Origin of the sequence: Pseudomonas sp. KUIN-1 (assembly GCF_009176725.1) — a bacterium.
Classification (GTDB): domain Bacteria; phylum Pseudomonadota; class Gammaproteobacteria; order Pseudomonadales; family Pseudomonadaceae; genus Aquipseudomonas; species Aquipseudomonas fragariae.
This window is the reverse complement of sequence record NZ_AP020337.1, coordinates 2,830,580-2,855,283: the sequence shown is the minus strand read 5'-3', so window position 1 is coordinate 2,855,283 and position 24,704 is coordinate 2,830,580. Positions and strand designations below refer to the sequence as shown.

The following is a 24,704-nucleotide window of genomic DNA, read 5'->3' as shown; positions in this document are numbered from 1 at the left end:
AGCATTGTTTGGATTTCAACAACAGTGAAATAAGAAACACCCGGTTTATTGAGCCACGCAAAGAGGCGAAACTCGACCGATCTTTCAACGATCAGGAGCACTCATTGTGATCACGCGCCAATTGGGTCAACTCGGTCCGCACGTGTCCGCCCTCGGGCTGGGCTGCATGGGAATGTCGGACTTCTACACCACCGGCATCGACGAAAAGGAATCCATCGCCACCTTGCACCGCGCGATCGAGCTGGGTGTCAACTTTTTCGATACGGCTGACATGTACGGCCCGCACACCAACGAAGCCTTGCTTGGTCGTGCCCTCGAGGGCAAGCGTGAAGGTATCTACCTGGCCAGCAAGTTCGGCATCGTCCGTGGCGATGACCCGCATGCGCGTGGCGTCAATGGCAGTCCGGCGTACATTCGCCAGTCCATCGACGCCAGCCTGAAGCGGCTGAACACCGATTACCTTGATCTCTATTATCAGCACCGTGTCGACCCCACGGTGCCCATCGAGGACACCATTGGCGCCATGGCCGAACTGGTCAAGGCTGGCAAGGTTCGCCACATAGGCATCTGCGAAGCCAGTGCCGCGACCATCGAAAAGGCCCACGCGGTGCATCCATTGGCGGCCGTGCAGAGCGAGTACTCACTCTGGTCACGCGATCCGGAACAGGATGGCGTGCTTGCCACCTGCCGCCGTCTGGGCATTGCCTTCGTGGCGTACAGCCCGCTCGGCCGGGGGTTTCTGACCGGTGAATTGCGCACACCGGACGACTTCGCGGCCGATGACTACCGTCGCTTCACCCCACGGTTTCAGGGCGAAAACTTCAATCGCAATCTGCAATTGGTCGAGAAGGTCAAGGCACTGGCTACGGCCAGGGGCATCAGCGCGTCGCAACTGGCGCTGGCCTGGGTGCTTGCCCAAGGAGATGACATTATTCCGATCCCCGGCACCAAGCAGCGCAAATACCTGGAAAGCAACGTGGCAGCGGCTTCATTGACGCTGAGTACCGATGACCTTGCCCAGCTGGAGGCGATTTTCCCGGTCCAGGGGTCGGCATCCGGTGAGCGCTATAACGCGGCGTCGATGAAGTCTCTCAACGGCTGAAAACCGTTGCGCTTGGGCATCAGGTCGCTTCAGGGCAGGTCTCGGCGCCGTTGTTGAGGCCCTGCTTTTGATTCTTGTAATCGAGCGTGGCTTTGCCATCGACCCATTTCAGGGTGACGACAATCACCGAGTCGAAATCATCGTTTGTCCAGTCATCCAGCAAATTGGTGCTCTTGCCGGACGCTTCTTCAGCCACCTTGTTGATCAGCTCCGGCAGATAGCCATGCGACCAGGCGGTGTAGATGACTGCGTTGTGGTACTTGTCCTGCATCAGTTCATCGGCCAGGTCTGCGGTGTCGTTGGCACCGAAGTCAAGGTTGACGGGCAACCCCAGTTTGATTGCGCTGGGCCCTACCGTCATCAGCGGACGAACGTAGCTGTAGGACTGGTCGCCCTCACCCTCTTCCACATGTCGGCTCGGATTGGCGGCGAAGATGAAGTCAGCCTTGCCGAATTCCCTGGGCAGGACTTCCGACAGCTCTATCGCCCGGTTGAGCCCCTGGCAGTTCAATTGCCCCAGCCCCATGGCCGGCTTTTCGGCATGACGCAGAAATACCAGTGTCTGGATACCATTCTTGGGCTCTGCATGCACGCCTTTGCCCATGGTGAACAGGACCAGGGCAGAAGCCACCAGCACGGAGGGGAAGAAACACCACGCAAGGCGGCGCTGAAGTCGGTTGATGGAAGACATTTTCGGCATATTCATTATTTTCTGAGTCCGGTGCGCATTTGAAAGGGGACAGCCACTTGGCTGGTGCGAATACGCAGGCTTGTGCAGCTCGCCCTGGAAATTTCTGCGGATCAGTCAAAAAGGGTCACGCGCGAATCTTAGGCTCTGTACGAAAAGTGGCTGCGCTCGGTGATGCTTCGTTAAAAACAGGCTCGGAATGCTCATTTACAACACGTAGACTCCGCTTCCTCGCCTGTTTTTGCCTCGCCTGACCTTCGCTCGCCGACTTTTCGTACAGAGCCTAGTGCGCACATGTTTCGAAATTAAGAATGTGGACGATTAAGAGTGTCAAAAAACGATTCTGTTGCAATACCGGCAAAAAAAATCGCCTGACAAGCAGGGAAAATGTCAAAAAATCGTCGAAAGATGAGTCATCAAACCCGACTGTCTGCCTGGCAACAGCCATTCAACAGACCGTTGTCAGATCAACATCAAAGACGCCGGAAAGCCGCGTAAAACCCCGGAATTCAAGCACTCTGGTGTTTGGCATAGAGCGTGCAATATTCCTTTTCTGAATTTCACGCCCTGCGAACTGCCTGTTTTGGAATATACCAACCGGTCGCTGCGGCTCTAGTTTTCCTGACCTGGATGCCACTATGCCACAACCCCCCGTTTCTTTTCGGTTGCTGTCTCCCCGCGCGCTGATTCGCTGGATGGCAAGCTCCTGCCTATTGGCGTTGAGCCTCAATGGCACAGTGCAAGCCGCCGAGACCGCACCTGCGGAAATCCGCCTCGACTACGCCTACTATTCGCCGGTCAGCCTGGCGCTCAAGCATTTTGGCTGGCTGGAGAAAGCCCTGCCGGAGGCGAAAGTCACTTGGGTGTTGAGCCAGGGTAGCAACCGCTCGCTGGAGTACCTGAACAGCGGCAGCGTCGACTTTGCATCGTCGGCCAGCCTGTCTGCGGTGCTGGCGCGGGCCAACGGCAGCCCGATCAAGTCGGTGTATGTCTACAGCCGGGCAGAATGGACCGCACTGGTGGTGCGCAAGGATTCGCCGCTGCAATCGGTCGCCGAGCTCAAAGGCAGGAAAATAGCCGCCACCAAAGGCACCGACCCTTATCTGTTCACCTTGCGCGCGCTGCAGAAGGCCGGGCTGAAAAAGGATGATGTCGAGCTGCTGCACCTGCAGCATCCCGATGGACGCACCGCCCTCGAAAAAGGTGACGTAGATGCCTGGGCAGGGCTTGACCCGCACATGGCGGCCAGTGAAATCCAGTCCGGCTCGCGCCTGCTTTACCGCAACAAGGACTTCAACAGCTATGGCGTACTGAGCGTCACGGAAACCTACGCCAAGGAACATCCTCAGGCGATCAGGACAGTATTGAGCGCTTATGAACAAGCCCGGGAATGGGCAGTGAAAAACCCTGACGAGCTGGCCAGGCTGCTGGCGGCCGAGTCGGGCCTGCCGCTGGAAGTCGCCAGGCTGCAATTGACCCGCACAGACCTGAGCACCCCGCAACTGAGCGCGAAAGACGTGGAAGCGTCCAAGGCCGCAGCGCCGATTCTGGTCTCCGAGGATCTGGTGCGCAAAGGCGTCAATGTCGAACAGGTCATTGATCAATTGATCACGCCTGAATTCTCCAAAGCCGTGATCGCCACGCCATGACCCGCAGGGACAAGTCGTTGCCTGCCTCAGCGCAGGCAACAGTGCCGGACAAGGCACAACGAACGCTTTGGCAGCGCTACAGAACACCACTCAAGGGCCTGGTGGTGCCGGCCGTGATTATCGTTTTGCTGGAAATGATCGTACGCATCGGCTGGCTGCCTGCCTACCAGATGCCAGCGCCCAGCGAGATCGTGCTGACCCTGCGCGACCTGGCGGACGGTGCGTTGTGGAAGCACATCAGCGCCAGTCTGTTGCGTGTGCTCAGCGGCTTTGCGATCGGTGCGAGTCTGGCCCTGGTGTTTGCCGCGTGGGTGGGGCTCAGTCGCGAGGCAGAAGCGTATCTGGAGCCTACATTCGCCGGGCTTCGCTCCATTCCGAGTCTGGCATGGGTGCCGCTTCTGCTGTTGTGGCTGGGCATTGGCGAAACATCGAAAATCGTGCTGATTGCCATTGGTGCGTTCTTTCCGGTGTACCTCAACGGCGTGGCCGCGATTCGAGGCATTGACCGAAAGCTGGTGGAAGTCGGCCAGATGTATGGCTTGAGCCGCTATCGCCTGACCCGGCGCATTCTTCTGCCCGCAGCCCTGCCCGGCCTGTTTACCGGTTTGCGCAGCGGCATGAGCCTGTCGTGGATGTTTCTGGTGGCTGCCGAGCTGATCGCTGCCACCAAAGGCCTGGGCTACCTGCTCAGTGACGGGCGCGAAACCTCGCGTCCGGACATCGTGCTGGCGGCGATCATCGTTCTGGCGACACTGGGCAAACTCAGCGACGGCCTGCTGGCAAGCCTGGAAAAACGCTTCCTGGCCTGGCGCGATACATTCAACGGGCAAAGCCGTGAGGGTTGATAGATGCCGGAATCACTGATGGACATACGCGTCCAGCACAAGGCGTTCGCGGGTAATACCGTGCTGCACGGCATCGATCTGTCGCTACAGTCAGGTGAAATCGTCAGCCTGCTCGGCCCCAGCGGCTGCGGCAAAAGCACGCTGTTGAGGATTGTCGCCGGGCTGGAGCAGGAATTTAGTGGTTCGGTGCAGCGTATTCAGGGCGAAGTGGCGTTCGTGTTTCAAGAGCCGCGCCTGATGCCCTGGCTGACCGTCGCACAGAATATCGGTTTCAGTGACGATGATCGCTACGACCGCCGCTGGGTCGCTCAATTGATCGAAGAAGTGGGCCTGTCCGGTTTTGCCGATGCCTTGCCCAAAGCGCTGTCCGGGGGCATGGCGCAACGCGTGGCCATCGCGCGCGGCCTGTACTCGCACCCGGCGGTGTTGCTGCTGGATGAGCCGTTCAGCGCAGTCGATGCGTTTACCCGGATGAAGCTCCAGGACCTGCTGCTGCAACTGGCTGCGCGCCATGCCATTACCCTGTTGCTGGTGACTCATGATGTTGACGAGGCGTTGTACCTGAGCGACCGCGTGCTGGTGATGGGCAGCCGCCCCGGCACAATCACCCACCAATTACCGGTCGGGCTGCAGACGCCAAGGGATCGTCGCGATCCGCTGCTGGCCCGGTTGAAGGCTCAGGCACTGACCGAACTGCAACAGGCTCATGTCATCTGAGCAACGTTACCTGTCGGCCCTGAAACTGTCCCAGAGCTTCTCGCGCAACGCATCGATAGTGTCCGGGACCTGAGACATCACAAACAGGCGGCTCAACATGTCGGCGTCCGGGTACACCGTGGTATCGGTCCACAGGCCGGGACCTATCAGCGCGTCTGCCTTTTCATTGCCGTTGGCGTAATGCACGGTATTGGTGATGTTGGCGATCACTTCGGGGCGCAGCAGGTAATTCAGGAACGCGTAGGCGCCCTTGATATCGGTGGCGTCCGCAGGGATGGCGACCATGTCGAACCACATGGGCGCGCCCTCCTTCGGAACGGCATAGTCGATGGTGATGCCATTGCCTTCTTTTTGTGCCTGCTCCTGAGCCTGGGAAATATCCCCGGAATAGCCCACCGCGACACAAATTCTGCCCTTCGCGAGGTCGGCGATGTAATCGGCAGAACTGAAATTGCGTACGTATGGCCGCACGCTGTCCAGTACCGCCTTTGCCTGGCGGTAGTCGTCAGGCACTTCGCTGTGTGGTGGCAAGCCAAGGTAATTCAGGGTGATCGGCAGCAGAGCCGGCGCGCTGTCGAGAAATACCACACCGCATTGGGCGAGCTTTTTCATGTTTTCCGGCTTGAGCACCAGATCCCAGGAATCGAGCGGTGCATCCTTGCCGAGGATGGCCTTGACCTTGGTCGAGTCATAGCCGATGCCGGTACTGCCCCACAGATAAGGGAAGCCATGCTGATTACCGGGATCACTGCCCTCCAGCGCCTTGAGCAGGACCGGGTTGAGGTTTTTCCAGTTGGGCAACTGCCGCTTGTCGAGGGTTTTGAGCAGCCCGTTCTGGATTTGTCGTCCCATGAAATGAATGGACGGAAAAACCACATCGTGACCGGAGTGGCCAGCCAGCAGCTTTGCGTTCAGCGCTTCATTGGTTTCAAAGGTTTGGTAAGTGGTCTTGAAACCGGTGGCGGCTTCGAAATTCTTCAGGGTGTCCGGCGCTATATAGTCCGTCCAGTTGTAGATATTGACCGTCTCTGCCGCGTGACTGGTCGAGGCCAGCAACACCAGTGCGGCAAGGGATTTTTTCAGCATGTGCGGTTCCTCGGGTCAATAGCGACAGCTTGCCCCAGACCCGGCACGAAAACCATCTTCGTCACGGCAAATTCATTCCATTGAAGGACTTGCGGCAGCGGCTCTGCAAATGCATGGAGCGTGCCTATTAATACCTTCTAATGACACAAGTCATATAATTGATTTTTTTGTGCTTCGTCATAAAAAATTTTTCCAGAACGGTGCTGGCAGATGCTACTTTCAATGTTCGTCAGACCGCTCAGCGATCCTGCTGGAAAGCAACTTGACCGACCGATGATCTGTAGCGCTGGTCATCGCCTCGTCATCATGGCTTACCGGACGCATTCTGGCTGTCTGCCTACCCATTGGAGCAAAGGAAGTGCTCGATTGATTCAGGTGGGCCCTCGTCATGACTAAAGTCACATTCCCCAATGCATGCCAATTGATGCGCTGGCACTTCCACCCCGTGGGTTTCGAAGCCTCGATGGATGCGCCAGGGAGCATGATTGCGCGACTTTTCGACCGTGCCAGCGGTGAAACAGTGGTCGCCATTGCCGGTCTGCCCTGTTCTACCGTGATGAATGCCGCAGACGTGGAGCGCATCATCGAAGCCATCGAGGATGAGCTGGAATTATTCGGCACTCATACGCAACGACAGATCGCCGGTTTTATCTGACATGAATGCCTCAGCCGGCACGAACCCTGTTACGCAGGTCTTCGAAGAAAGGCTTGTCGCGGGCAATCCTGTCTGACGCTTTGGGCATCTGAACAGCGTCTCCTGAAGTGGCGCCTTCATCGATATACCAATAACAGTGCCGCGCCGAACGAGTAATGGCGACATAGGCCAGACGCAAGACTTCATCCTTCTGTGCCGTATCGAATGGCTGAAGATCATTCGTATCTCCCAGCCCTGCCAACCGGTAAACCTGATTCTTGTAGGGCGAGACGGTCAGATGCTGACAATCGCCCAGCAAAAATACGGCATCCGCCTGCAAGCCCTTGGAGCTGTGGTAGGTCAGCGTTCTGATGCGACGGTTCTGCGCGCCATTTGCCGAATCAGCGTCGATCAATGCCTGCAGGCGCGCCGAGAAGCGCGTCTTCTCGCTGCCCTTGCGGTACAGCAGCAGGATCGAGTCGCCATCGTGGTAATGCTCGGCGACCCGCTCGGCAAGCTCGTCCTCATCGCGATCCAGTACCTTGACCGGCAGCAGCTCCTGAAGCAGGCCGCTGGCGCGGGCCTTCTTGCCCGGGATGGCCGGGGCCGCACGGACGATGTGCTCGGCGGCGTCGATGATGTGCTGATGACTGCGGAAGTTGTCACTGAGCATGACCCTGGTGGTCGCCGGGGAGGAAAACTCCTTTGCGAACTCCATGAAGTACTTCGGCGAGCTGCCGCGCCAGCCGTAGATCGACTGCCAATCGTCACCGACACACAGCAGCGATGAATGCTGGGCGATGCGGCCCGTGTGCAACGCCGGACCACGACGCCTGATTTCGCGCAGGCTGGCGCGTAACCATGACACGATCTGCGGCGAGACGTCCTGGAACTCGTCGATCATCAAATGCGCCAAGGGTCTGAGCATCGGGTCACTGACGTGCTTGAGGTTCTCGGGTGAGGTCTCGCCGAACAAGGCAAACATGCGGTTGTAGGTCATGATCGGCGGCGATTGAGCCAGCAGGTGCGTTTCAAAGGCTTTCCAGAACAGGCTGAGTGCTTCGAAGAAGAAGCGGTCCGGGTCATCGCTGGCAAAACTCATCTCGGACACGGCGCTCGGCACATCCAGCCCCAGGTTCTCGATGAAGCTGGCGGCCGTGACGAAGCAGTCCAGCAAGGGTGCCGCACCGAGTTCGCCCTTGACCCGGTAATCGAATCCAGGCCCCGCGGCGGCTTCCCCTGCCAGCGATTGCAAAACCTCATTGGCCGACTGGTAGTTATCCAACCATATCAATGGCTTACTGCAGAAAGCTTGAAACAGCGTGCGCTTTATCACGCCCTCTGCCCACACCGGCAGCTTGGCGCCCGGCCGCTTGAGTTGCTGGTCCTCACTGGCGTCCAGACCCAGCACGACCCAGGCATCCAGCTCGGCGATATAGCCGTGAAAAGAAAACGGAAAACCATTTATTTCAACAGCTTGGCGCATGGGCTCAATGCCTTTTATAGGCCAGGCTCCCGCGCGAATCCATAGATCTTCAACGGTGTCGCACCACTCCTCATCGCGTTTCGAGGACAGCTCGGTCACGGCGACCCGTTTCTGCACATCAGGGTGATCGCGGTCCAGTTCCTTGAGCTGCAGGGCATGGCGATACAGCGGCGCCATGACTTCGCGAAAACGCTCGTTGCCGGCGTACAGATCGCGGTAGCAGAGATTGAGTTGCTGGCGCTGCGCATCGTTGATCCGCAAGTCGAAGGGGTTGCTGTCCGCCTCTTCCAGGCCGGAAGACTGACTGCTCAGGTTCTCGAACGCGCGCAGCTGCTCAAACCCCGGCAGGCTGCGCACCAGCGGCAGAATGCGCGAATGGAAGGTACGTACCACCTCGCGCGCCTGCTTTTGCTCCAGCGCATGCCCCCACAGGGCCATGACATCGATCAGTTTGCTGATGAAGTCCTTGCGCGACTCACGGGTGAAGGTCACCACCGTCATGGCGTTCAGTTCGAAGCCCAGGTAGTGATGCAGCAACAGAATCCGCAGGACCAGCGACGTGGATTTGCCTGCGCCGGCCCCGGCAATCACGTAGGTAGACGGCGTATCGCTGAAAATCATCTTCCACTGCGCCGCGCTGGGCTGGGCATGTGCGGGGAGTTTTTCGGCGACATCGGCCTTGATGCGCTTTTTCAGTTCAGGTGTGAGCGCCAGTCGCCAGTCATCGAACAGATGATCGTCGACCTTGGGGCCACGATGCCGGGCTGGCCGGGTATCGCTGATGACCAGCACCTGACGGCCCGACTCCTGGCCATCCAGATAACCCTCTTCATAGCCTTCACGCACGCCTTCGATGTGGCCGTTCAGATAACCGTCGGCATGCCCCTGCGACCATGAGGGCGCGTGCTGCGAGCGCAGCCCGGTAAGGCCGCGCCCCATCAGCCGCGCCAACAGGCGTCGGAAAAACGGCAATTGCCGGGGCGGTACAAGGTCGACATCCAGGTCATGAGGAAGCGCAGAAGGCAGGTCGTCAGGCACGCAGACTCCGGTGGTGGGCTCGCAGGCGAAAAGGTCGCCTATGGTGGCCGGATTTTCGCGCGGGTTCCAGCGATATGCTTGTCTGTCAGTGTGTTAGCCGATCAACTGCATGTTCCGTGGCAAGTGCTATCAGACTGGCATGACCGACTTGGGCACCAGCGCGCCCGGGTGCTGGATCACGATACTGGCCAGGCGATGCCCTGCTTCCGCCGCCTGCAGCGGGCGTTCACCCGTGAGCCGGGCCGCGAGATAGCCGGCACTGAACGAGTCTCCCGCAGCCGTGGTATCGACCACACGCTCGACCTTCTGCGCTGCGATGTCGAAACGTTCGCCGCCGGCTTCGACGAGGCAACTCTGGGCGCCACGCTTGACGACGATTTCACCGATGCCGCGCCCGCGATAGGCGGCCAGCAGCTGTTCGCTGTCGGCATAGCCATACAGCGCCTGCTCGTCGTCTTCGGTCAGCAAGGCCAGATCCACATGCTGCAGGCACGCACGGTAGGCTTCGCGGGCCTGCTCGACACTGGCCCACAGCCGCGGACGATAGTTGTTGTCGAAGGCGACCCTGACACCGCGCTGACGCGCGCGCGCCAATGCCTCCAGCAGTTTGGCACGCCCCTGCTCGCCAAGCACTGCCAGGGTAATGCCGCTGAAATACAGCACGTCGTAGCTGGCCAGCGCTGCCAGGATCGGCTCGGCCGCCGGGGTCATGAAGCAGTCGCGCACGGCAGCTTCGTTGCGCCAGTAGAGGAAACGCCGCTCACCATTGGCGTCGGTCTGGATGCAGTAGAGCCCCGGCAAGCGTCCAGGCAGGCGCTGCACCTTGCCCAGACCGATGCCCTCGTCCGCCCAGATCCGGCACATCGCATCGCTGAAGCTGTCGTCGCCCAGCGCCGTGACGTAGTCGACCTTGGCCCGCTCACCCAGCAATCGGGAAAGGTATACCGCGGTATTGAGCGTGTCGCCGCCGAAGCTCTGGCGCAGGCTGCCATCAGCATGCTGTTGCAGTTCGATCATGCATTCGCCGATAAGGGCGACCCGGGGAAGGCTCATGTGACGATACTCCTGCAAATATTTTGACTAGAAATATGTACTGAAAGGCTCGATTACCCGCAGGTCATTATCCACCAGGCAACCTGAACGCCACTTGTCGAACGTCAGACACGGGTGCGAGGTGCCGAAGGAAATGATATCGCCGACCTTCAACTCGCATCCGGGTGCAACGCTCATGAATGCATGCTGGTCCATGACAGCCGTCACCTTGCAGGCGCTGACATCGTCACCGGCAGTCGATTGCACGCCTGGCTTGTAACGCAGCAGCGGATTGGGCAACCCGGCGTCGTAGGCCACATCGCGCTTGCCCATGGCAATCACTGCAAAGCCCGGTTCCGGCATGGATTGCACATGCGCCCAGACTTCCAGGGCAGGCAGCAACGCTTCGCTCAATTCGGCACGCCGATCCAGCACGCAGCACTGCGCGTCCTTGTAGATGCCGTGGTCATGCACCACATAGCTGCCCGGCCGCAGCACGCTGAGGAAGCGCTCGCGAACCGCCTGAGCGTCAAATGCCTCGGCGATCAGGTCATACCAGGCCGAGCCGGACGCCGTGACGATCGGGCGATCCAGTGCGAAGGCGCCCTTGTCCTGCAGGTCGACAGCCAGACGCACCAGTGACGCGGCAAAGGCCTTGATGCCTTCGATAGCGTGGTCGCCGTGGATGACGCCCTCGTACCCTTCAATGCCGGTCAATGCCAGCGCCGGTTGAGCCAGAACAGCGTCGACCAGCGCCAGCACCTGTTCTTCGCTACGGCAGCCGCAGCGCCCGCCGGGTACGCCGTATTCGATCATCACGTTCAAACGCAGGCCACGCGCAGCGAAAAACTCGCCCAGCGCGGCGACATTGTCCGGATGGTCGACCATGCAGTGAAACTCGAACATCGGATCAGCCAGCATGTCGGCGACGATCGCCATGTTCGGCGCACCGACCAGTTGGTTGGCCATCAGCACCCGGCGCACGCCATGCGCGTAAGCGGCCTGCGTCTGGACTGCGGTGGCGAGGGTCATGCCCCATGCGCCCGCGTCCAGTTGCCGGCGAAACAGCGCGGGCACCATGCTGGTCTTGCCGTGCGGTGCCAGCTCTGCACCGCTGTCGCTGACAAACTGCTGCATCCAGCGAATATTGTGTTGCAGCGCCTGATTATGAATTACCAGTGCAGGCAGGCTGACATCACTGACCAGGCTGTCACCCGGCTGCGCAGTACCCTTGTCCATTGCTGCGGTGCTCATCGGTAATCTCCTGCGGTTATTCGTTGATACGGCGAGCCAGGCCATTGGCGCTGTCGATCAGCACCCGCCGATAGTCGTCGTAGTGGGTCTTGGCGTCGGCACGCGGCGCGACGATGCACAGTGTGGCGATGCACTGACCGTGTTCGTTGTTCACGGGGGCGGCGAAGCAGTGGGTGAAAGTGTCAGCCACGCTGTCGAAGGAAAAGAAGCCCTCCTCGCCGGCCTTGCGGATTTCCCGAAGAAAGGTCTCCAGCGGCAGACGTTCGCCACCCGGCAGAATGAAATCGTCGGGGTCGATCAGGTCGATGATCTGCTGATCGCTCAGGTGGCTGAGCAACAGACGCCCGGACGCCGTCCATGGGATGGGCGCGTTTTCGCCGATGTCCGAAGAAATCCTGAAATGACGCTCACCCTCCTTCATCAGCGCCACGGTGTATTTGCGGCCATTGAGCAGGCACATCTGCGCAGTTTCCCGCGTCTGGCTGACGATCTCGCACAGGCAGGCTTCGGCCTCGCGAGTGAAATCGAAGTGCCGCAAGTGTGCCTGCCCCAGGAAATACAACTGACGGCCAAGATAGACATGCCCGTCCTTGCCCACTGTCTCCAGAATCCGCCGCTCCAGCAGCGATGCAACCAGTTCGTAAACCGTAGATTTGGGGCTGCCGATGCCGCTGGCAATCTCATTGGGGCGCATGGGCCTGGCCTTTTCCTTGAGAAAATCCAGGATATCGAACGCCCGGTCCAGTCCACGTGCCCGGCGCTTGATAGTGTCTTCGGTCATGAGGTTCATTCCTTGGGAAAGCGGCGAGCCAAAAGCCTCAAGTGATCGGGCTTCTGGCTTGCAACGTGTGGCTGCACGTGTGCTATTTGCGCTTGTAGGCAATACAGTCGATTTCGACCTTGCAGTCGACCATCATGCTCGCCTGAACGCAAGCGCGTGCCGGCGCATGCTCGGGGGTGAAGTACTCACCGAACACCTTGTTGAAACTCCAGAAGTCCCGCGGGTCCTCCAGCCACACGCCGACCCGGATCACATCCTTGAGCGCATAACCGGCCTCTTCAAGAATTGCGATCAGGTTGCGCATGGTCTGATGCGTCTGCTCGACGATGCCGCCGACGATGATCTCGCCATCCTGCGCAGGTACCTGGCCGGAAACGTGCAACCAGCCGTCAGCCTCGACTGCGCGAGCGAATGGACGTGGCTGGCCGCCCCCTGCTGTGCTGCCTGCGCCATAACGGGTAATAGTCATGAGTTTTTCCTTGTCTTGAAGCATTGGACGTGGTGAACGTTTAAAAACGGATGTTCTTGAGAAACTCGCTCAAGCGCGCCGACTTCGGCTGCTCGAACAAAACCTTGGGTGGCCCCTGCTCTTCGATACGGCCCTGATTCATGAACACGATCTGGTCCGACACTTCGTAGGCGAAACGCATTTCGTGCGTCACCAGCAGCATGGTCATACCCTCCTCGGCCAGGTCCTTGATGACGCTCAGCACTTCGCCCACCAGTTCCGGATCGAGTGCCGAAGTGACTTCGTCAAACAGCATCAGGCTGGGGTTCATGGCAATGGCGCGGGCGATCGCCACACGCTGCTGCTGGCCACCGGACAACTGACCGGGGAAATGATTACGCCGCTCCAGCAGGCCGACCCGGTCCAGCCACTTTTCGGCCAGCGCAACGGCCTGATCCTTGGGCATCTTCTTGACCTTGAGCAAGCCCAGGGTGACGTTCTGCAAGGCACTGAGGTGCGGAAACAGGTTGAATTGCTGGAAGGCCATGCCGGTCATTGCCCGGTGTTGCGCGATCAGACGCTCCGGATGGCGGGTGCGCTTGCCGTCTACATTGCTGTAGCCGATGTCCTGGCCCTCAAGACGGATATGCCCGCCCTGAAACTCTTCCAGCAGGTTGACGCAGCGCAGCAAGGTGGTCTTGCCCGAGCCGCTGGAACCGATCAAGGTCACGACATTGCCTTTCTGCATGCGCAGATCGACGCCCTTGAGCACTTCCACTGCGCCGTAGGATTTATGCAGGCCCTCGATGCTGAGCAGCGCCGGGCCAGGGTTATGAGTCTGTGTCATGGCAATGCCACCCGCTTTTCGATTTGCCGCCCAAGAAGTTCGATGGCGTAGTTGATGAGAAAGAACAGGAAACCTGCAAACAGGTAGAACTCCAGGGTCATGAATGTGCGCGCGATCACCTGTTGGGTGCTGAGCAGCAGTTCAGCCACACCGATCACCGAAAGCAGCGTTGACGCCTTGACGATCTCGGTCGAGGAGTTGACCCAGGTCGGCAGGATCTGACGCATGGCCTGAGGCAGCAACACGTAGCGCAGCGACTGACCAAAGCGCAGTCCGATGGCCTTGCCGGCTTCCAGCTGGCCACGGGGGATGGCCTGCAGGGCGCCGCGCACGATTTCTGAAACGTGAGAGCCGCAGAACAGCGTCAGGCCTATTGCGCCGGCCTGAAACGCGCTGATCTGCCAACCCAGCGCCGGCACCATGTAAAACACCGCCAGCACCAGCACGAACACCGGGGTACCACGAATCAGATCCACATAGAGCCGAATCGGCAAGCGGGCGAAAAAACCGCCGTAAGTCAGCACCAGACCGGCCAGCATGCCGATCAGCGTACCTGCGGCAATCGCCAGCGCCGAGCACTGGATACTGGTCGTAAAACCGGACCAGAGCACTTCCCGCGCATTCCACACTTCCTGCAACCAGCCAGGGGGTTGATACATGACAGCCTCCTAGCGGCGAATCGCCAGACGTTGTTCGAGGGTGCGCAGAAGCAGAGCGATCACGTAGCAGGCCACCACATAGAGTGCTGTGGTCACCAGCCAGGTTTCGATCACCCGGTAGCTTTCGACGTTGATCTTGCGCGCGTAATAGGTCAGCTCCGGTACGGCAATGGCGGCCGCAAGAGAGGTGTCCTTGAACAGCGAAATGAAGTTGTTGGAGAGTGCCGGCAATACATTGCGCAACATCACCGGCACGATGATGTAGGCCCGCACCTGCCATTCGCCCAGACCGATCGCCAGCCCCGCTTCGCGCTGCCCCTTGTGGATGCTCAGCAGCCCGGCACGGAACACTTCGGTCAGATAGGCACCGGCGTACAGCGACAAGGTGACGATGAATGACGCCAGCTTGTCCAGTCGAATGCCCAGCCCGGGCAGCGCGAAGTAGATCAGCAGGATCAACACCAGAATCGGCGTATTGCGCACCACCGTGACGTAGATCGACGCAACAATACGCAACGCCTTGTAGCGTGACAGCAGCGCAAATGCATTCGCCAGCCCGATCACACAGCCAATCGCGATCGAGATCAGGGCCAGTTCCAGACCAAGGCCCAACCCCGCCAGAAGACTGGGGAAGTCGCGCCACACGGCATCAAAATTCAATTGGTAATTCATGCTTGCCCGTACCTGGCAGGGAAAGCCCGAGGGCCCGCCCTGCTGCTGAAGGTCAGAGTGGACTTATTTGTATTCCATCGGAAAACCGATTGCAGGCACCGGCAGATCGACACCGAACCATTGCTTGAAAGACGCCGCGTAAGCCGGGAACTCGACACCGGTCATGGCTTCATGCAACGCGGTGTTGACGAAGTTCAGCCAGTCCTGGTCGCCACGCTTGACCGCGCAGGCATAGGTTTGCGGGCTCCAGGCAAAGGCAGGCGAACGGTAGCGGCCAGGGTTCTGCACCATCAGGTACTTGACTGAAGACTGATCGGTGGCCGCTGTATCGGCACGTCCGGAGTTGATCGCCTGATACATCAGGTCGACGCTGTCGTACTGATCGACCTTGGCCTTGGGCAGCGCCTGATGCACCAGCTCTTCGGCGTACACGTTCTGCAGTACAGCAACAGTCACATCGTCACCTGCCGCCTTCAGGTCATCGATTTCCTTGTACTTGCTATTGGCAGGCAACAGCAGGGCCACACCCTCGCGGTAGTACGGCAGGGTGAATGCCACCTGCTGTGCGCGACTGGCGGTAACGGTGATGAACTGGCAGCTGATGTCGACCTTGTCGGTCAGCAGGTTGGGGATACGTGCATCCGAGGACTGCACGACAAACTCCACCTTGCCCGGGTCATTGAACAGGCCCTTGGCGATGATTCTGCCAATGTCGATATCGAAGCCCTGCAACTTGCCGTCCGCGCCCTGGAAGTGCCAAGGCGCATTGGTGCTGCCCGTCCCTACCACCAGATTGCCACGTTTCAATACTGCATCGAGCTTGCTGCCTTCGGCTGCCTGCACCGTATTGGCCAGCATGAATGAGGCTGAAAGAACAAAGGCACAAGCTTTCACAAAGGAAGGTCCGCGATGCATGACTTAAACTCCGCCGAAGTATTCGTTATTCCGCTATAGCGGATATAGGTATGTAACAACGGAATATACAGCAGAAAGTGTGCCATAGAGGACGCGCGGAAAACACCCCATGAAAAAGTCGAAACAAATCAACAGACTGGAATTTGGGATTGAGTCGGGAAAGCGGGGACGAAGCCCGCAGGTAACGCTACCGGTTGTCACATTTGAGTGGTAAGGCCCCACTCTTGTGCGCATGCGCTGTTATCGGGCGTGGAGTATCAACGCAAATAAGCCCTAAACACGGGCACGGGCACGGGCACAAAGAGCGGCCAGAACGGCGTTCCCGCGCTGGAGCGTGGGAACGAGAGGTGTCGAGTGGGGAAAAGGCTTAAAGACAGGTAGCAATGGCCGCAGAGCGCAACGCGGCCTGGGCATCGCCTTGCGGGGCATAGAACTCGACGGCAGTGGTCGGGCCCTTGCCACGCACGTCAGCAAAGTAGGTCGACTCGGTGGTAAACACGGTGAAACCGCCGCCGGACAGGTCATGCAGGAACACGTCAGAAGACGTGCCGAACATGGCTTCGTTCTGCCAGGTCACCTGAATGCACTGGGCAACGGCAGCATCCTGCTTGGCGCTCGACAGGACCTTGTAGGGGCCTGCGGCACGTGCGGAGCTGGAAGGCGCTGCACACCCGGTCAATACGGTTGCCGCAATCACCGTCGCGCTCGTCAGAAACAGAAACTTCATGTCATGCCTTCGCTGATAAAAAGCCGATTCTAGCACTGCAACGCACTATCAACCTTCAGCCAATTGCTCTTCGTATTCCTTCACGTATTCGCCGGCCAAGCTCTGTTTCTGCTTTTCGTCGAGCAATTTGCCCGCCATCTGGAAAAACTTCTGTTCTTCTTCCTTGAGGTGGTGATGCACTTTTTCCGACAGCTTTTTCGCAGTGGCCAGCCAGGCTGGACTGGACATCTCGGTTTCATCGAGCTCTTCCATCATCTCGTCCATCTCGTGATGCTCGGAAATGGCGTGACGGCTCAGGTCCACGCCATTGTCGTGGGCCATCAGAGGGATATAGAAAAACCGTTCTTCGGCCGTTTCGTGGGCCTGCAGCTCTTCCTTGAGCTGTTTGTAGGCCTTCTCGCGTTCGGCACTGTCGCCACTGGTCTTGATCAGGGCATCAGCGTAGCTGCGTTGACGGTCATGGCTTTCGCGCAGGGCTTCGAAAATATTCACGGTCATGTCTCCAGGTCGGCTTCCGGGAGCTGGAAGCATCGTGGACTAGACCCCTGGCGAAGATCAGCAGTTCCAACAAATACTGGCAAATGCCTATCGCGCAATGGCGGCCGACTCAAGCCAGTTCGAAAACCACATCCTGAGCGCCTTCCCACAGTGTCTTCACACCCAGTTTGCGCAAGTTATCCTTGCCTTGGGTAATGGTCAGAAAATGGTTGCCCGCCAACTGCCCCATCTTGCTGGCGAAACAGCACGAGCCGTAGGCAAGAATAATCTCGGTTTCGCTGTAACCGCCCGGATAGAAAAGAATGTCGCCTACCGAAGGATGGCTGGTTGCGTTCTCGAAGCCGATCAATGTGTCATCAAGCTTCAGCTGATAATCATCCAGCGGCACCCAGCAGCCCTCACCGCTCCAGCGCACATGAATGAATTTCTGCCGATAAGGCAGCAGCTTGAGAAACGCTTCCACCGTTTGCGGCGCATCCGGATGGGTTTCGGCCAGAAACTCATATCCGCCTGCGGTGATTTTGATGGTGGTCACTTCAACGACTCCTTAACAGGCAACAAGGCTCACAATGGTGCCCAAGGATAAACGCGAGCCCGACAAGCCGTCACGGAGTTCCGTTACGCCCATAGAGAAGGTAGCCGGAACGATGGCTCAGGCGTTCGTAATACGCATTGACGGCGGGCAGATCGGGATGCTCGAGAGGCGTCTCGAACCAGCGATTGACTGAAAGACCAATGGGGATGTCAGCCAGGGTAAAACGCTCGCCACAGACATAGGCGCCGGTCTTTTCCAGCTGCCTGTCGAGTATCTGCATATGCCTGGCCCACTGGGCACAGGACGCGGCCATGGCGGCAGGGTCCTGGTGCTCGGTCGAGCGTCGCACCAGTGACATGAAGGCATAACTCCATGATCTGTTCAGATCCGAGCCTTGCCAGTCGATCCACTGATCGGTCTGCGCCCTGGCACGTGGATCCAGTGGATAAACATGACCGCCAGCATAACGGTTGGCCAGATAGCGAACGATGCTGTTGGATTCCCAAAGCACGAAGTCATCATCAACGATAACCGGCACCATGGCATTCGGGTTGAGCGCGAGAAACTCATCGGTGTTGGCAGGTTTGAAGCCTGACCCCCAGTCTTCCTGAGTGAAGGGTATCTTCAGCTCCTCGCACGTCCAGAGCACTTTTCGTACGTTGATCGAGGAGGTCTTGCCCAGTATGCGCAGCATTCAGCGTCCTTGTTGCACAGCAACGTCGTGTCAGTCAGTAGTCATCAGCGGTTTGGCAAACAGTTGATTCTCATGTGTCTCGCCCTGAAACACATAGTGCGGCGTACCTTTCCATTCATAGCCTTGACGAGGGTAAAACGCCAGCGCGCGCGGATTGCCAACCCAGACCGTCGCCCATAACAGCGAGGCACCACGGATTGCTGCACGCCGCTCGGCGGCTTCAAGTAGCAGCCGCCCCGCTCCACGCCCTGTGAAGCGCTCCTGCACATAGAGGCGTTGCAACTCGGCAGCGGTCGATACACCGAGCATTGCGTGATCGGTGCGCAACGCGACCTGGGCAAAGCCGATAAAATGCCCTTGCGACTCGGCAACGACGATGAACGTTGTCGGCTCGATAAGCAGTTGCGCAAAGATCGCAGGCGAAAACGCCTCCAGCGCCTCGCGGGCGATGGACTGTCGAATGCCCTGCGTTGCGTAGGTATCGAGAAAAACCTGCATACCGAGCGCCGCAAGGCACAACGCATCCGCAGAGCAAGCCTCACGCTGGGTAATGGTCATTGAAGAGGGGTTAGTCATCAGGCGGTTGATTCCCGGCATCCGGCAGACAGATGGCCGAATCATACCTGACAAAAGGACCGGCCCGGCATCAGGGCCGGGCCGTTACTTCAGGCGCAGCAGCTCGATATCAGCGGCCGGTCATCAGCGATTGCAGCTTGGACTGGGCTTGTTGAGCGTTCTTGCCCTGCTCGTTCAGCTCTTGCAGCAATTTGTTGAGCTCGGTCTGGACCACAGGATCCTTGACGGTGATCGTCGAGCCCGAGATATCGATCTGCGATTTGTGCGCGTCCACATAATCGGCAACCTTCAGACCGCTGGAAAAGGTGCCCTTTATCTGCGGCAGCACTTCACGGAAGGTGTTGGCGGGTACGCTGACAGTTCGGTCGTAGGCCTTGTCATAAACCACCTTGAGGTCTTCCGGCTGCTTGAGTTTCGCGCGTGCAGCGTCTGCCTTGCCCTGCTCGATGGTCAGCTTTTCGCCCACTTCGTCAAGGCCGGTCTGCACGGCGGCCAGGTCAGCGCGGCGTTGAATGACATCGCTGACCGAATGAAAAGAGCCTTTCTGCATCAAACCGGCGAGCGGCTGCACCGCTGTGTCCATGCCTGCACCAAAGTCGGAGATGACCGCGTAGTGCGAGGTGTAGTCACCAAAGGTCTTCTTCTCCTCATCCGTCAGCTTGGGAACATGTACGCCCGGCTTGTCGACAATTCGGGTTTGCAGGAACTGGGTGAACGCAGTGCGCTGCTCGGGCTCCTTGTCGCCGCAGCCAGCCAGGAACAGGGGTAAAGCGACAGCCAGCAGCAAAGCTGGGCGGAAAAGGGACTTCATGTCAGTAACCTCCGGGATCATAAGAATGCACGCTCACAGGCCACGCCTGCTGAACGCGAGCGTGCTTATAGTCTCGTCGTCGCCTCATCTAGTTCCGCGACAGCACTGAAGATACTTGTAGGAATGCCACCTGGCGCTTGAGGGTTTTGGGTGATGGGCGGTGCAAACGTTACGCAGCGCGAGGCCTTCGACGAGCAGAAAGAGGCCTGCCGAACCCGGTTGCAGATAAATATTGCACGCAGCATCAAAACCTCATCCGGCAGGGCCAACGCTCATCGCGACTGGTTTGGCGGAGCAAAACCGGGCGTCTGCGCCAAACCGTGCGAGGGTCTGCCCGGCGCAGGGTTGCCTCTTGAAGCGTTTCCAGGAAAGTTCCTTAACATTTCTTCATGAGGTGAAACGTTTCAGCGGCTAGTCTTCAACGGACCGACAAAGTGACAACAGGAGTCAATCACTATGTTTGCACACGAGGGCCTGGGTCTGATCCTTGTCTCCATCGTCTTTCTGCTTGGAGCGATTGCGATGTTCATTCACCCTTTCCACGCGCTGGGAAGCTGGTTCAGGAGGAAGAAGCAGGAAAGGAAATCCGACTAACCGTCAACACGCACCAGAAATGGCAGGCCCGGTGATCACCGGGCCTTGCAGAAAAACCCTTCTGTGAATGAATTCGTCCAACTTGACTCGCGCACATGTATCGCCCTTGATACCTGTTTATGGCTGATCGTCATGCATCCAATTAGCCAAGCTTTGACTGTGAACAGCAACCTGTCCAGCTGCCATCAAGTAGTAGCCAATCAATATTAAATCAATATCACCTATCTGACCTTGCATGCGAAAACCATCTAGTGAATAGCGCATTTCCTGAATCAGCGCCCGCGCTATGTAGCCTGTTGTTTCCAGTGTGATACTCTTTTGAGATTCATAAATATTGAATTAATAGCCACCAGCCGATAATGTTGCCCGTGAAATGCCCTAACTAATTTGCCACGAGTGCTTACAAGGTTGTCATGACTAGTCAATCAATTCATTCGACGCGCTACGTACGCAATGCTGTTGACAAGCACATGCCTGAACCGACGCGCGTGCTTGACTTCAGCCAATGCAAGGGCACTAAAAAAGGGCCGGTCTTCCTGATTGGCTCCGGGAAATCAGCAAAGGATTTCCCGATCGAAGAGTTCTCGCACATCCCCATGATTACCATGAACGGCGCGTTCTCGATGTTCGCAAGCACGAACATAAAGCCGTTGTTCTATGTGTGCTCCGACAGGGATTTCCCCAACCAGCAACCTGAGCTGTTCGCCGCTGCCATGCGCTCCAGCGAGAACGTAGGCCTCTGGGAAGATCAGTTTCGCGGCGACATCCCCAGGCCTTCCGGACGCGCTTATGCACTGAAGAAATCGCCGAGATTATCGACGATGGCGGCGCTATGCTCGCGAGAAGATGCACTGGTCAGAAAACGCTCGTTATGGAGTAGCAGAAGCCGGGATATCGGTTTCAGCAAGAATCTGGAACTTGGTTTCTTCGACGCACGTACTGTCATGTATCTGGCGCTGCAACTGTCTTATCACCTTGGTTTCGATAACGTCTTTCTGGTCGGTTTCGATATGAATCAGTCCGTGGGCCGATTCTACGAGTCCTCCAGCGACAATTGCTCACCCTGCGGTCTGGACCAGCATTACGAATCCAGAATTCTTCCTTCACTGGAGCTGATGTCGAAACAGGTCGTCGGGAGCGACTTCCAGGTATTCAATGTCTCGGACAGCTCGCGAGTACCGCATGAGGTCATTCCCAAGTTGAGCCTTGATGAAGTTCGCCATAGAGTCAGTTGCGCACTTCAATAATAGTATTTCGCCATCAAAGAGTACTGCCAGCAACGCAGCCTGCTTGTCTCAGGCATACGCACTTGTCCTCGGCGAAGGGTGCTGAAACAGGCGTCAGCCCTGCCCCGCCCCGTTGAACTCGGTAATCCTCTGCCGACCACCATGTCACTGCCGCCCGACCTATGCGACAATGCGCGCCAATGTCTGGCGTGAACCCCCACATTCATATCCCGGCAACGCAGTCATGGCAGGCTGCCGTTGCTGTAGACGTATGCCCGTTGGGTCAGCTCATGCTCGGACGGAGCGGACTGAACAGCCTCGGTGGGGTCCTGAACACCACACCTGCTGACGCCAGCGCTCCCCCGGTTATTGCCCACGTTATTGATAGGTAAAGTAATTGATCTCCACAGCTAACATCACGATGCAGTTCGGTCCCAAACCCTTGTTCGAGAATGTCTCGGTCAAGTTTGGCGCCGGTAACCGTTACGGCCTGATTGGCGCGAACGGCTGCGGCAAGTCCACGTTCATGAAAATCCTCGGTGGCGACCTCGAGCCTTCGGGTGGGCAGGTGATGCTGGAGCCGAACGTGCGTCTGGGTAAGCTGCGCCAGGATCAGTTCGCCTATGAAGAGTTCACCGTGCTCGACACCGTGATCATGGGTCACGAAGAGCTGTGGAAGGTCAAGGCCGAGCGCGACCGCATCTATTCGCTGCCGGAAATGAGTGAAGACGACGGCATGGCCGTTGCCGAGCTGGAAACCGAGTTTGCGGAAATGGACGGTTATACCGCCGAATCCCGCGCCGGTGAACTGCTGCTGGGCCTGGGTATCGGCATCGAACAGCACAACGGTCCGATGAGCGAAGTCTCGCCGGGCTGGAAGCTGCGCGTTCTGCTGGCGCAGGCACTGTTCTCCGATCCGGAAGTGCTGCTGCTCGACGAACCGACCAACCACCTGGACATCAACACCATTCGCTGGCTGGAAAACATCCTGACCCAGCGTAACAGCCTGATGATCATCATCTCCCACGACCGTCACTTCCTGAACAGCGTGTGCACGCACATGGCCGACCTGGATTACGGCGAGTTGCGCCTGTTCCCGGGCAACTATGACGAGTACATGACCGTGGCGACCCAGTCCCGCGAGCAGCTGCTGTCCGACAACGCCAAGAAGAAAGCACAGATTTCCGAACTGCAATCGTTCGTCAGCCGCTTCTCGGCCAACGCCTCGAAAGCCAAGCAGGCCACGTCCCGAGCCAAGGCGATCGACAAGATCCAGCTGGCCGAGGTCAAGCCATCCAGCCGTGTCAGCCCGTTCATTCGTTTCGAGCAGACCAAGAAACTGCACCGCCAGGCAGTCATCGTCGATCGCATGGCCAAAGGCTTCGACGGCAAGACTCTGTTCAAGGACTTCAGCTTCCAGGTCGAAGCCGGCGAACGTGTGGCTATCATCGGCCCGAACGGCATCGGCAAGACCACCCTGTTGCGCACCCTGGTCGACGAGTTGCAACCGGATGCGGGCACGGTCAAGTGGACCGATGCGGCGGAAATCGGCTACTACGCTCAGGATCATGCTCACGATTTCGAGGATGACTCCACCCTGTTCGACTGGATGGGTCAATGGACCCAGGGCGGCGAGCAAATGGTGCGTGGCACCCTGGGCCGCATGCTGTTCTCCAACGACGAGATCCTCAAGTCGGTGAAGGTGATTTCCGGTGGTGAACAGGGCCGCATGCTGTTCGGCAAGCTGATCCTGCAAAAGCCCAACGTGCTGGTGATGGACGAACCGACCAACCACCTGGACATGGAATCCATCGAGTCGCTGAACCTGGCGCTGGAAAACTATCCAGGCACACTGATTTTCGTCAGTCACGACCGCGAGTTCGTGTCCTCGCTGGCAACCCGCATCATCGAACTCAGCCCAAGTGGCGTGGTCGATTTCAGCGGCACCTATGACGACTACCTGCGCAGCCAGGGCGTTACGTTCTAAGCCTGCCAGCCCGCAACAGCAAAAAGCCCTGTCATATGACAGGGCTTTTTAGTTTCAGCGCGCTTATTCGCTCGACTGGCTGAGCATTTCAATCCACAGCGCACCCTTGCCCGAGGGCGCTTCGCCGACCCGTTGCAAGGCACCCTTCTCGCCTATGGCGTAACTGCCCACCTTGTCGCTTTTCTCGCCACTCACCAGCAACCAGCGCCCATTGGGTGAAACAGCGATGTTGCGCGGCTGCTTTTCCTGAACGGGATAATTGTCAACGAACACCACCTTGCCACTGGCGGGCTCAATCTTGAACACCGACACGCTGCTGCTGGTGCGCTCACTGATGAACAGCCATTTGCCGTTCGGCGCGAGGCGAATATCCGCAGCCCAGATGCGTGGCGTAGAGTCATCCTTGAGGTCGTTGTTGCGCGCATCGCGGGCCTGTCCCGGCGCCAGGTTCAAGCGTTTGGGAATACCGTCTGCCTGACTGGTCTGCTTCAACGCACCGGTTTTCTGATTGATCGCGAAGGCAGTGACGGTGCCACTCATTTCACCGACGACATACAGAAACTTGCCGTCGGACGAGAATGCCAAGTGGCGCGGGCCGGTATTGTCGGGAACGGCGACATAACCCTCGCCGATGGGGACGAGCTTGCCGTCCTTGGGCTCCAGTCGGTATTGCAGCACACGATCGACGCCCAGGTTGCCAGCGTACACAAACCGGTTGCTCGGATCGGTGCGCACCGAATGCGCGTGCATGCCGGTCTTGTAAGTCTGAATGCTGTCGCTCGGGCGGTGCTGCGTGTCGATGGGCTGGACGCTGAGCAAGTCGGCACCATAGGACGCGCCGAACAGGAAGCGTCCGCTGCGATCGGTAGACAGGTAGGCCAGACTCTCGGCCAGCGGTGCCTGACTCAGCGGCTTGAGGTGCCCCGTTCCAGGTTCGATGCTGAAACTCAGCACTTGATACGGTTTGGCGCGCAACGCCGCGAATAACGCTTTGCCATCCGGCGTGATGGCCATCGGATTGACCTGATCACCCGCCCTGATTTGCTCGACCAGGCTGAGCGCCCCGCTCTGCTCATCGAGACGGTATTGAGAGATGAGCCCATCGGTAGGGCTGGAGATATAGGCGAAGGTGGCTGCCTGGGCGCTCAGGCCGAATGAACAACCGACTGCAGCGGCCAGCAACAGAATATTTTTCATGAACAA

Annotated in this window: 25 protein-coding genes; 7 read left to right on the top strand and 18 right to left on the bottom strand. The window is 58.4% G+C overall.

Features of this window, described 5'->3' with window-relative positions; all coding sequences use genetic code 11:
- Positions 1 to 106 precede the first annotated feature (106 nt).
- Complete coding sequence (locus KUIN1_RS13175; RefSeq protein ID WP_032656078.1) at positions 107 to 1,102, top strand: aldo/keto reductase; 996 nt, start codon at positions 107 to 109, stop codon at positions 1,100 to 1,102.
- Positions 1,103 to 1,121: 19 nt separating this feature from the next.
- Here KUIN1_RS13175 and KUIN1_RS13170 read toward each other — a convergent pair whose 3' ends face one another.
- Positions 1,122 to 1,808 (bottom strand): hypothetical protein, encoded by a 687-nt coding sequence (locus KUIN1_RS13170; RefSeq protein ID WP_024641812.1) that lies wholly within the window; start codon positions 1,806 to 1,808, stop codon positions 1,122 to 1,124.
- 620 nt (positions 1,809 to 2,428) lie between these two features.
- Here KUIN1_RS13170 and KUIN1_RS13160 point away from each other — a divergent pair.
- Genes KUIN1_RS13160 through KUIN1_RS13150 form a run of 3 tightly spaced genes read left to right on the top strand, consistent with a single transcriptional unit; the run spans position 2,429 to position 5,001 of the window.
- Positions 2,429 to 3,439: an aliphatic sulfonate ABC transporter substrate-binding protein gene (locus tag KUIN1_RS13160; protein ID WP_032620021.1), complete on the top strand. Its 1,011-nt coding sequence runs from the start codon at positions 2,429 to 2,431 to the stop codon at positions 3,437 to 3,439.
- On the top strand, positions 3,436 to 4,284 hold the full coding sequence (locus tag KUIN1_RS13155; RefSeq protein WP_003402718.1) for an ABC transporter permease: 849 nt from the start codon (positions 3,436 to 3,438) through the stop codon (positions 4,282 to 4,284). The genes KUIN1_RS13160 and KUIN1_RS13155 overlap by 4 nt, the downstream gene beginning before the upstream one ends.
- A gap of 3 nt (positions 4,285 to 4,287) precedes the next feature.
- The gene (locus KUIN1_RS13150; RefSeq protein WP_024638765.1) at positions 4,288 to 5,001 is read left to right on the top strand and encodes an ABC transporter ATP-binding protein; all 714 of its coding nucleotides are present in this window, start codon (positions 4,288 to 4,290) and stop codon (positions 4,999 to 5,001) included.
- A gap of 6 nt (positions 5,002 to 5,007) precedes the next feature.
- On the opposite strand, the gene KUIN1_RS13145 is transcribed toward KUIN1_RS13150, so the two are convergent.
- Positions 5,008 to 6,087: a polyamine ABC transporter substrate-binding protein gene (locus KUIN1_RS13145; protein ID WP_003402721.1), complete on the bottom strand. Its 1,080-nt coding sequence runs from the start codon at positions 6,085 to 6,087 to the stop codon at positions 5,008 to 5,010.
- A 388-nt stretch (positions 6,088 to 6,475) separates the two neighbouring features.
- On the opposite strand from KUIN1_RS13145, the gene KUIN1_RS13140 reads away from it, so the two are divergent.
- The gene (locus tag KUIN1_RS13140) at positions 6,476 to 6,742 is read left to right on the top strand and encodes a DUF1652 domain-containing protein (protein ID WP_003319126.1); all 267 of its coding nucleotides are present in this window, start codon (positions 6,476 to 6,478) and stop codon (positions 6,740 to 6,742) included.
- 10 nt (positions 6,743 to 6,752) lie between these two features.
- On the opposite strand, the gene KUIN1_RS13135 is transcribed toward KUIN1_RS13140, so the two are convergent.
- From KUIN1_RS13135 to KUIN1_RS13065, 15 genes are all read right to left on the bottom strand, one after another.
- Positions 6,753 to 9,245 carry a UvrD-helicase domain-containing protein gene (locus tag KUIN1_RS13135; protein ID WP_058398601.1) on the bottom strand — a complete coding sequence of 831 codons (2,493 nt, stop codon included), beginning with the start codon at positions 9,243 to 9,245 and terminating at the stop codon, positions 6,753 to 6,755.
- Positions 9,246 to 9,374: 129 nt separating this feature from the next.
- Complete coding sequence (locus KUIN1_RS13130) at positions 9,375 to 10,298, bottom strand: sugar kinase (RefSeq protein WP_024641603.1); 924 nt, start codon at positions 10,296 to 10,298, stop codon at positions 9,375 to 9,377.
- A 27-nt stretch (positions 10,299 to 10,325) separates the two neighbouring features.
- Positions 10,326 to 11,531, bottom strand: coding sequence for an amino acid deaminase (locus tag KUIN1_RS13125; protein ID WP_054092609.1), 1,206 nt, complete (start codon positions 11,529 to 11,531; stop codon positions 10,326 to 10,328).
- Positions 11,532 to 11,547: 16 nt separating this feature from the next.
- Positions 11,548 to 12,312, bottom strand: coding sequence for an IclR family transcriptional regulator (locus tag KUIN1_RS13120; RefSeq protein WP_011267731.1), 765 nt, complete (start codon positions 12,310 to 12,312; stop codon positions 11,548 to 11,550).
- Positions 12,313 to 12,394: 82 nt separating this feature from the next.
- Entirely contained in the window at positions 12,395 to 12,781 is a 387-nt protein-coding gene (locus KUIN1_RS13115; protein WP_003317642.1) for a RidA family protein, read from the bottom strand.
- Positions 12,782 to 12,821: 40 nt separating this feature from the next.
- Positions 12,822 to 13,607: an amino acid ABC transporter ATP-binding protein gene (locus KUIN1_RS13110; protein ID WP_011267730.1), complete on the bottom strand. Its 786-nt coding sequence runs from the start codon at positions 13,605 to 13,607 to the stop codon at positions 12,822 to 12,824.
- Complete coding sequence (locus KUIN1_RS13105) at positions 13,604 to 14,266, bottom strand: amino acid ABC transporter permease (RefSeq protein WP_024638769.1); 663 nt, start codon at positions 14,264 to 14,266, stop codon at positions 13,604 to 13,606. The genes KUIN1_RS13110 and KUIN1_RS13105 overlap by 4 nt, the downstream gene beginning before the upstream one ends.
- A 9-nt stretch (positions 14,267 to 14,275) precedes the next feature.
- Positions 14,276 to 14,938: an amino acid ABC transporter permease gene (locus KUIN1_RS13100; protein ID WP_003345502.1), complete on the bottom strand. Its 663-nt coding sequence runs from the start codon at positions 14,936 to 14,938 to the stop codon at positions 14,276 to 14,278.
- A 63-nt stretch (positions 14,939 to 15,001) separates the two neighbouring features.
- Positions 15,002 to 15,853, bottom strand: a complete 852-nt coding sequence (locus tag KUIN1_RS13095; RefSeq protein WP_024638770.1) for a transporter substrate-binding domain-containing protein — start codon at positions 15,851 to 15,853, stop codon at positions 15,002 to 15,004.
- 367 nt (positions 15,854 to 16,220) lie between these two features.
- Positions 16,221 to 16,580 (bottom strand): hypothetical protein, encoded by a 360-nt coding sequence (locus KUIN1_RS27980; protein WP_010429551.1) that lies wholly within the window; start codon positions 16,578 to 16,580, stop codon positions 16,221 to 16,223.
- A gap of 48 nt (positions 16,581 to 16,628) precedes the next feature.
- Complete coding sequence (locus KUIN1_RS13085) at positions 16,629 to 17,072, bottom strand: hemerythrin domain-containing protein (protein WP_024640963.1); 444 nt, start codon at positions 17,070 to 17,072, stop codon at positions 16,629 to 16,631.
- A 115-nt stretch (positions 17,073 to 17,187) separates the two neighbouring features.
- Positions 17,188 to 17,613, bottom strand: a complete 426-nt coding sequence (locus tag KUIN1_RS13080; RefSeq protein WP_024640962.1) for a DUF3830 family protein — start codon at positions 17,611 to 17,613, stop codon at positions 17,188 to 17,190.
- Positions 17,614 to 17,683: 70 nt separating this feature from the next.
- A complete protein-coding gene (locus tag KUIN1_RS13075) occupies positions 17,684 to 18,307 on the bottom strand; it encodes a glutathione S-transferase family protein (RefSeq protein WP_003402736.1) in 624 nt (207 codons plus the stop codon).
- Positions 18,308 to 18,337: 30 nt separating this feature from the next.
- Positions 18,338 to 18,883, bottom strand: coding sequence for a GNAT family N-acetyltransferase (locus tag KUIN1_RS13070; protein ID WP_152092027.1), 546 nt, complete (start codon positions 18,881 to 18,883; stop codon positions 18,338 to 18,340).
- A 109-nt stretch (positions 18,884 to 18,992) separates the two neighbouring features.
- Positions 18,993 to 19,694 carry a DUF3053 domain-containing protein gene (locus KUIN1_RS13065; protein ID WP_003402740.1) on the bottom strand — a complete coding sequence of 234 codons (702 nt, stop codon included), beginning with the start codon at positions 19,692 to 19,694 and terminating at the stop codon, positions 18,993 to 18,995.
- A gap of 1,007 nt (positions 19,695 to 20,701) precedes the next feature.
- Between KUIN1_RS13065 and KUIN1_RS13050 the strand changes: the two genes are divergently transcribed.
- Both KUIN1_RS13050 and KUIN1_RS13045 read left to right on the top strand, forming a co-directional pair.
- Positions 20,702 to 21,535, top strand: coding sequence for a lipopolysaccharide biosynthesis protein (locus KUIN1_RS13050; RefSeq protein WP_152092025.1), 834 nt, complete (start codon positions 20,702 to 20,704; stop codon positions 21,533 to 21,535).
- A gap of 376 nt (positions 21,536 to 21,911) precedes the next feature.
- Entirely contained in the window at positions 21,912 to 23,501 is a 1,590-nt protein-coding gene (locus tag KUIN1_RS13045; protein ID WP_024638776.1) for an ABC-F family ATPase, read from the top strand.
- 63 nt (positions 23,502 to 23,564) lie between these two features.
- Here KUIN1_RS13045 and KUIN1_RS13040 read toward each other — a convergent pair whose 3' ends face one another.
- Positions 23,565 to 24,698 (bottom strand): lactonase family protein, encoded by a 1,134-nt coding sequence (locus KUIN1_RS13040; protein WP_152092024.1) that lies wholly within the window; start codon positions 24,696 to 24,698, stop codon positions 23,565 to 23,567.
- Positions 24,699 to 24,704 lie beyond the last annotated feature (6 nt).

Coding starts and splice junctions, on each gene's coding strand:
- KUIN1_RS13170 (WP_024641812.1), bottom strand. CDS start 1,808: ATGAATATGCCGAAAATGTCTTCCATCAACCGACTTCAGCGCCGCCTT.
- KUIN1_RS13160 (WP_032620021.1), top strand. CDS start 2,429: ATGCCACAACCCCCCGTTTCTTTTCGGTTGCTGTCTCCCCGCGCGCTG.
- KUIN1_RS13155 (WP_003402718.1), top strand. CDS start 3,436: ATGACCCGCAGGGACAAGTCGTTGCCTGCCTCAGCGCAGGCAACAGTG.
- KUIN1_RS13150 (WP_024638765.1), top strand. CDS start 4,288: ATGCCGGAATCACTGATGGACATACGCGTCCAGCACAAGGCGTTCGCG.
- KUIN1_RS13145 (WP_003402721.1), bottom strand. CDS start 6,087: ATGCTGAAAAAATCCCTTGCCGCACTGGTGTTGCTGGCCTCGACCAGT.
- KUIN1_RS13140 (WP_003319126.1), top strand. CDS start 6,476: ATGACTAAAGTCACATTCCCCAATGCATGCCAATTGATGCGCTGGCAC.
- KUIN1_RS13130 (WP_024641603.1), bottom strand. CDS start 10,298: ATGAGCCTTCCCCGGGTCGCCCTTATCGGCGAATGCATGATCGAACTG.
- KUIN1_RS13125 (WP_054092609.1), bottom strand. CDS start 11,531: ATGAGCACCGCAGCAATGGACAAGGGTACTGCGCAGCCGGGTGACAGC.
- KUIN1_RS13120 (WP_011267731.1), bottom strand. CDS start 12,312: ATGACCGAAGACACTATCAAGCGCCGGGCACGTGGACTGGACCGGGCG.
- KUIN1_RS13115 (WP_003317642.1), bottom strand. CDS start 12,781: ATGACTATTACCCGTTATGGCGCAGGCAGCACAGCAGGGGGCGGCCAG.
- KUIN1_RS13110 (WP_011267730.1), bottom strand. CDS start 13,607: ATGACACAGACTCATAACCCTGGCCCGGCGCTGCTCAGCATCGAGGGC.
- KUIN1_RS13105 (WP_024638769.1), bottom strand. CDS start 14,266: ATGTATCAACCCCCTGGCTGGTTGCAGGAAGTGTGGAATGCGCGGGAA.
- KUIN1_RS13100 (WP_003345502.1), bottom strand. CDS start 14,938: ATGAATTACCAATTGAATTTTGATGCCGTGTGGCGCGACTTCCCCAGT.
- KUIN1_RS13095 (WP_024638770.1), bottom strand. CDS start 15,853: ATGCATCGCGGACCTTCCTTTGTGAAAGCTTGTGCCTTTGTTCTTTCA.
- KUIN1_RS27980 (WP_010429551.1), bottom strand. CDS start 16,580: ATGAAGTTTCTGTTTCTGACGAGCGCGACGGTGATTGCGGCAACCGTA.
- KUIN1_RS13075 (WP_003402736.1), bottom strand. CDS start 18,307: ATGCTGCGCATACTGGGCAAGACCTCCTCGATCAACGTACGAAAAGTG.
- KUIN1_RS13070 (WP_152092027.1), bottom strand. CDS start 18,883: ATGACTAACCCCTCTTCAATGACCATTACCCAGCGTGAGGCTTGCTCT.
- KUIN1_RS13065 (WP_003402740.1), bottom strand. CDS start 19,694: ATGAAGTCCCTTTTCCGCCCAGCTTTGCTGCTGGCTGTCGCTTTACCC.
- KUIN1_RS13050 (WP_152092025.1), top strand. CDS start 20,702: ATGACTAGTCAATCAATTCATTCGACGCGCTACGTACGCAATGCTGTT.
- KUIN1_RS13040 (WP_152092024.1), bottom strand. CDS start 24,698: ATGAAAAATATTCTGTTGCTGGCCGCTGCAGTCGGTTGTTCATTCGGC.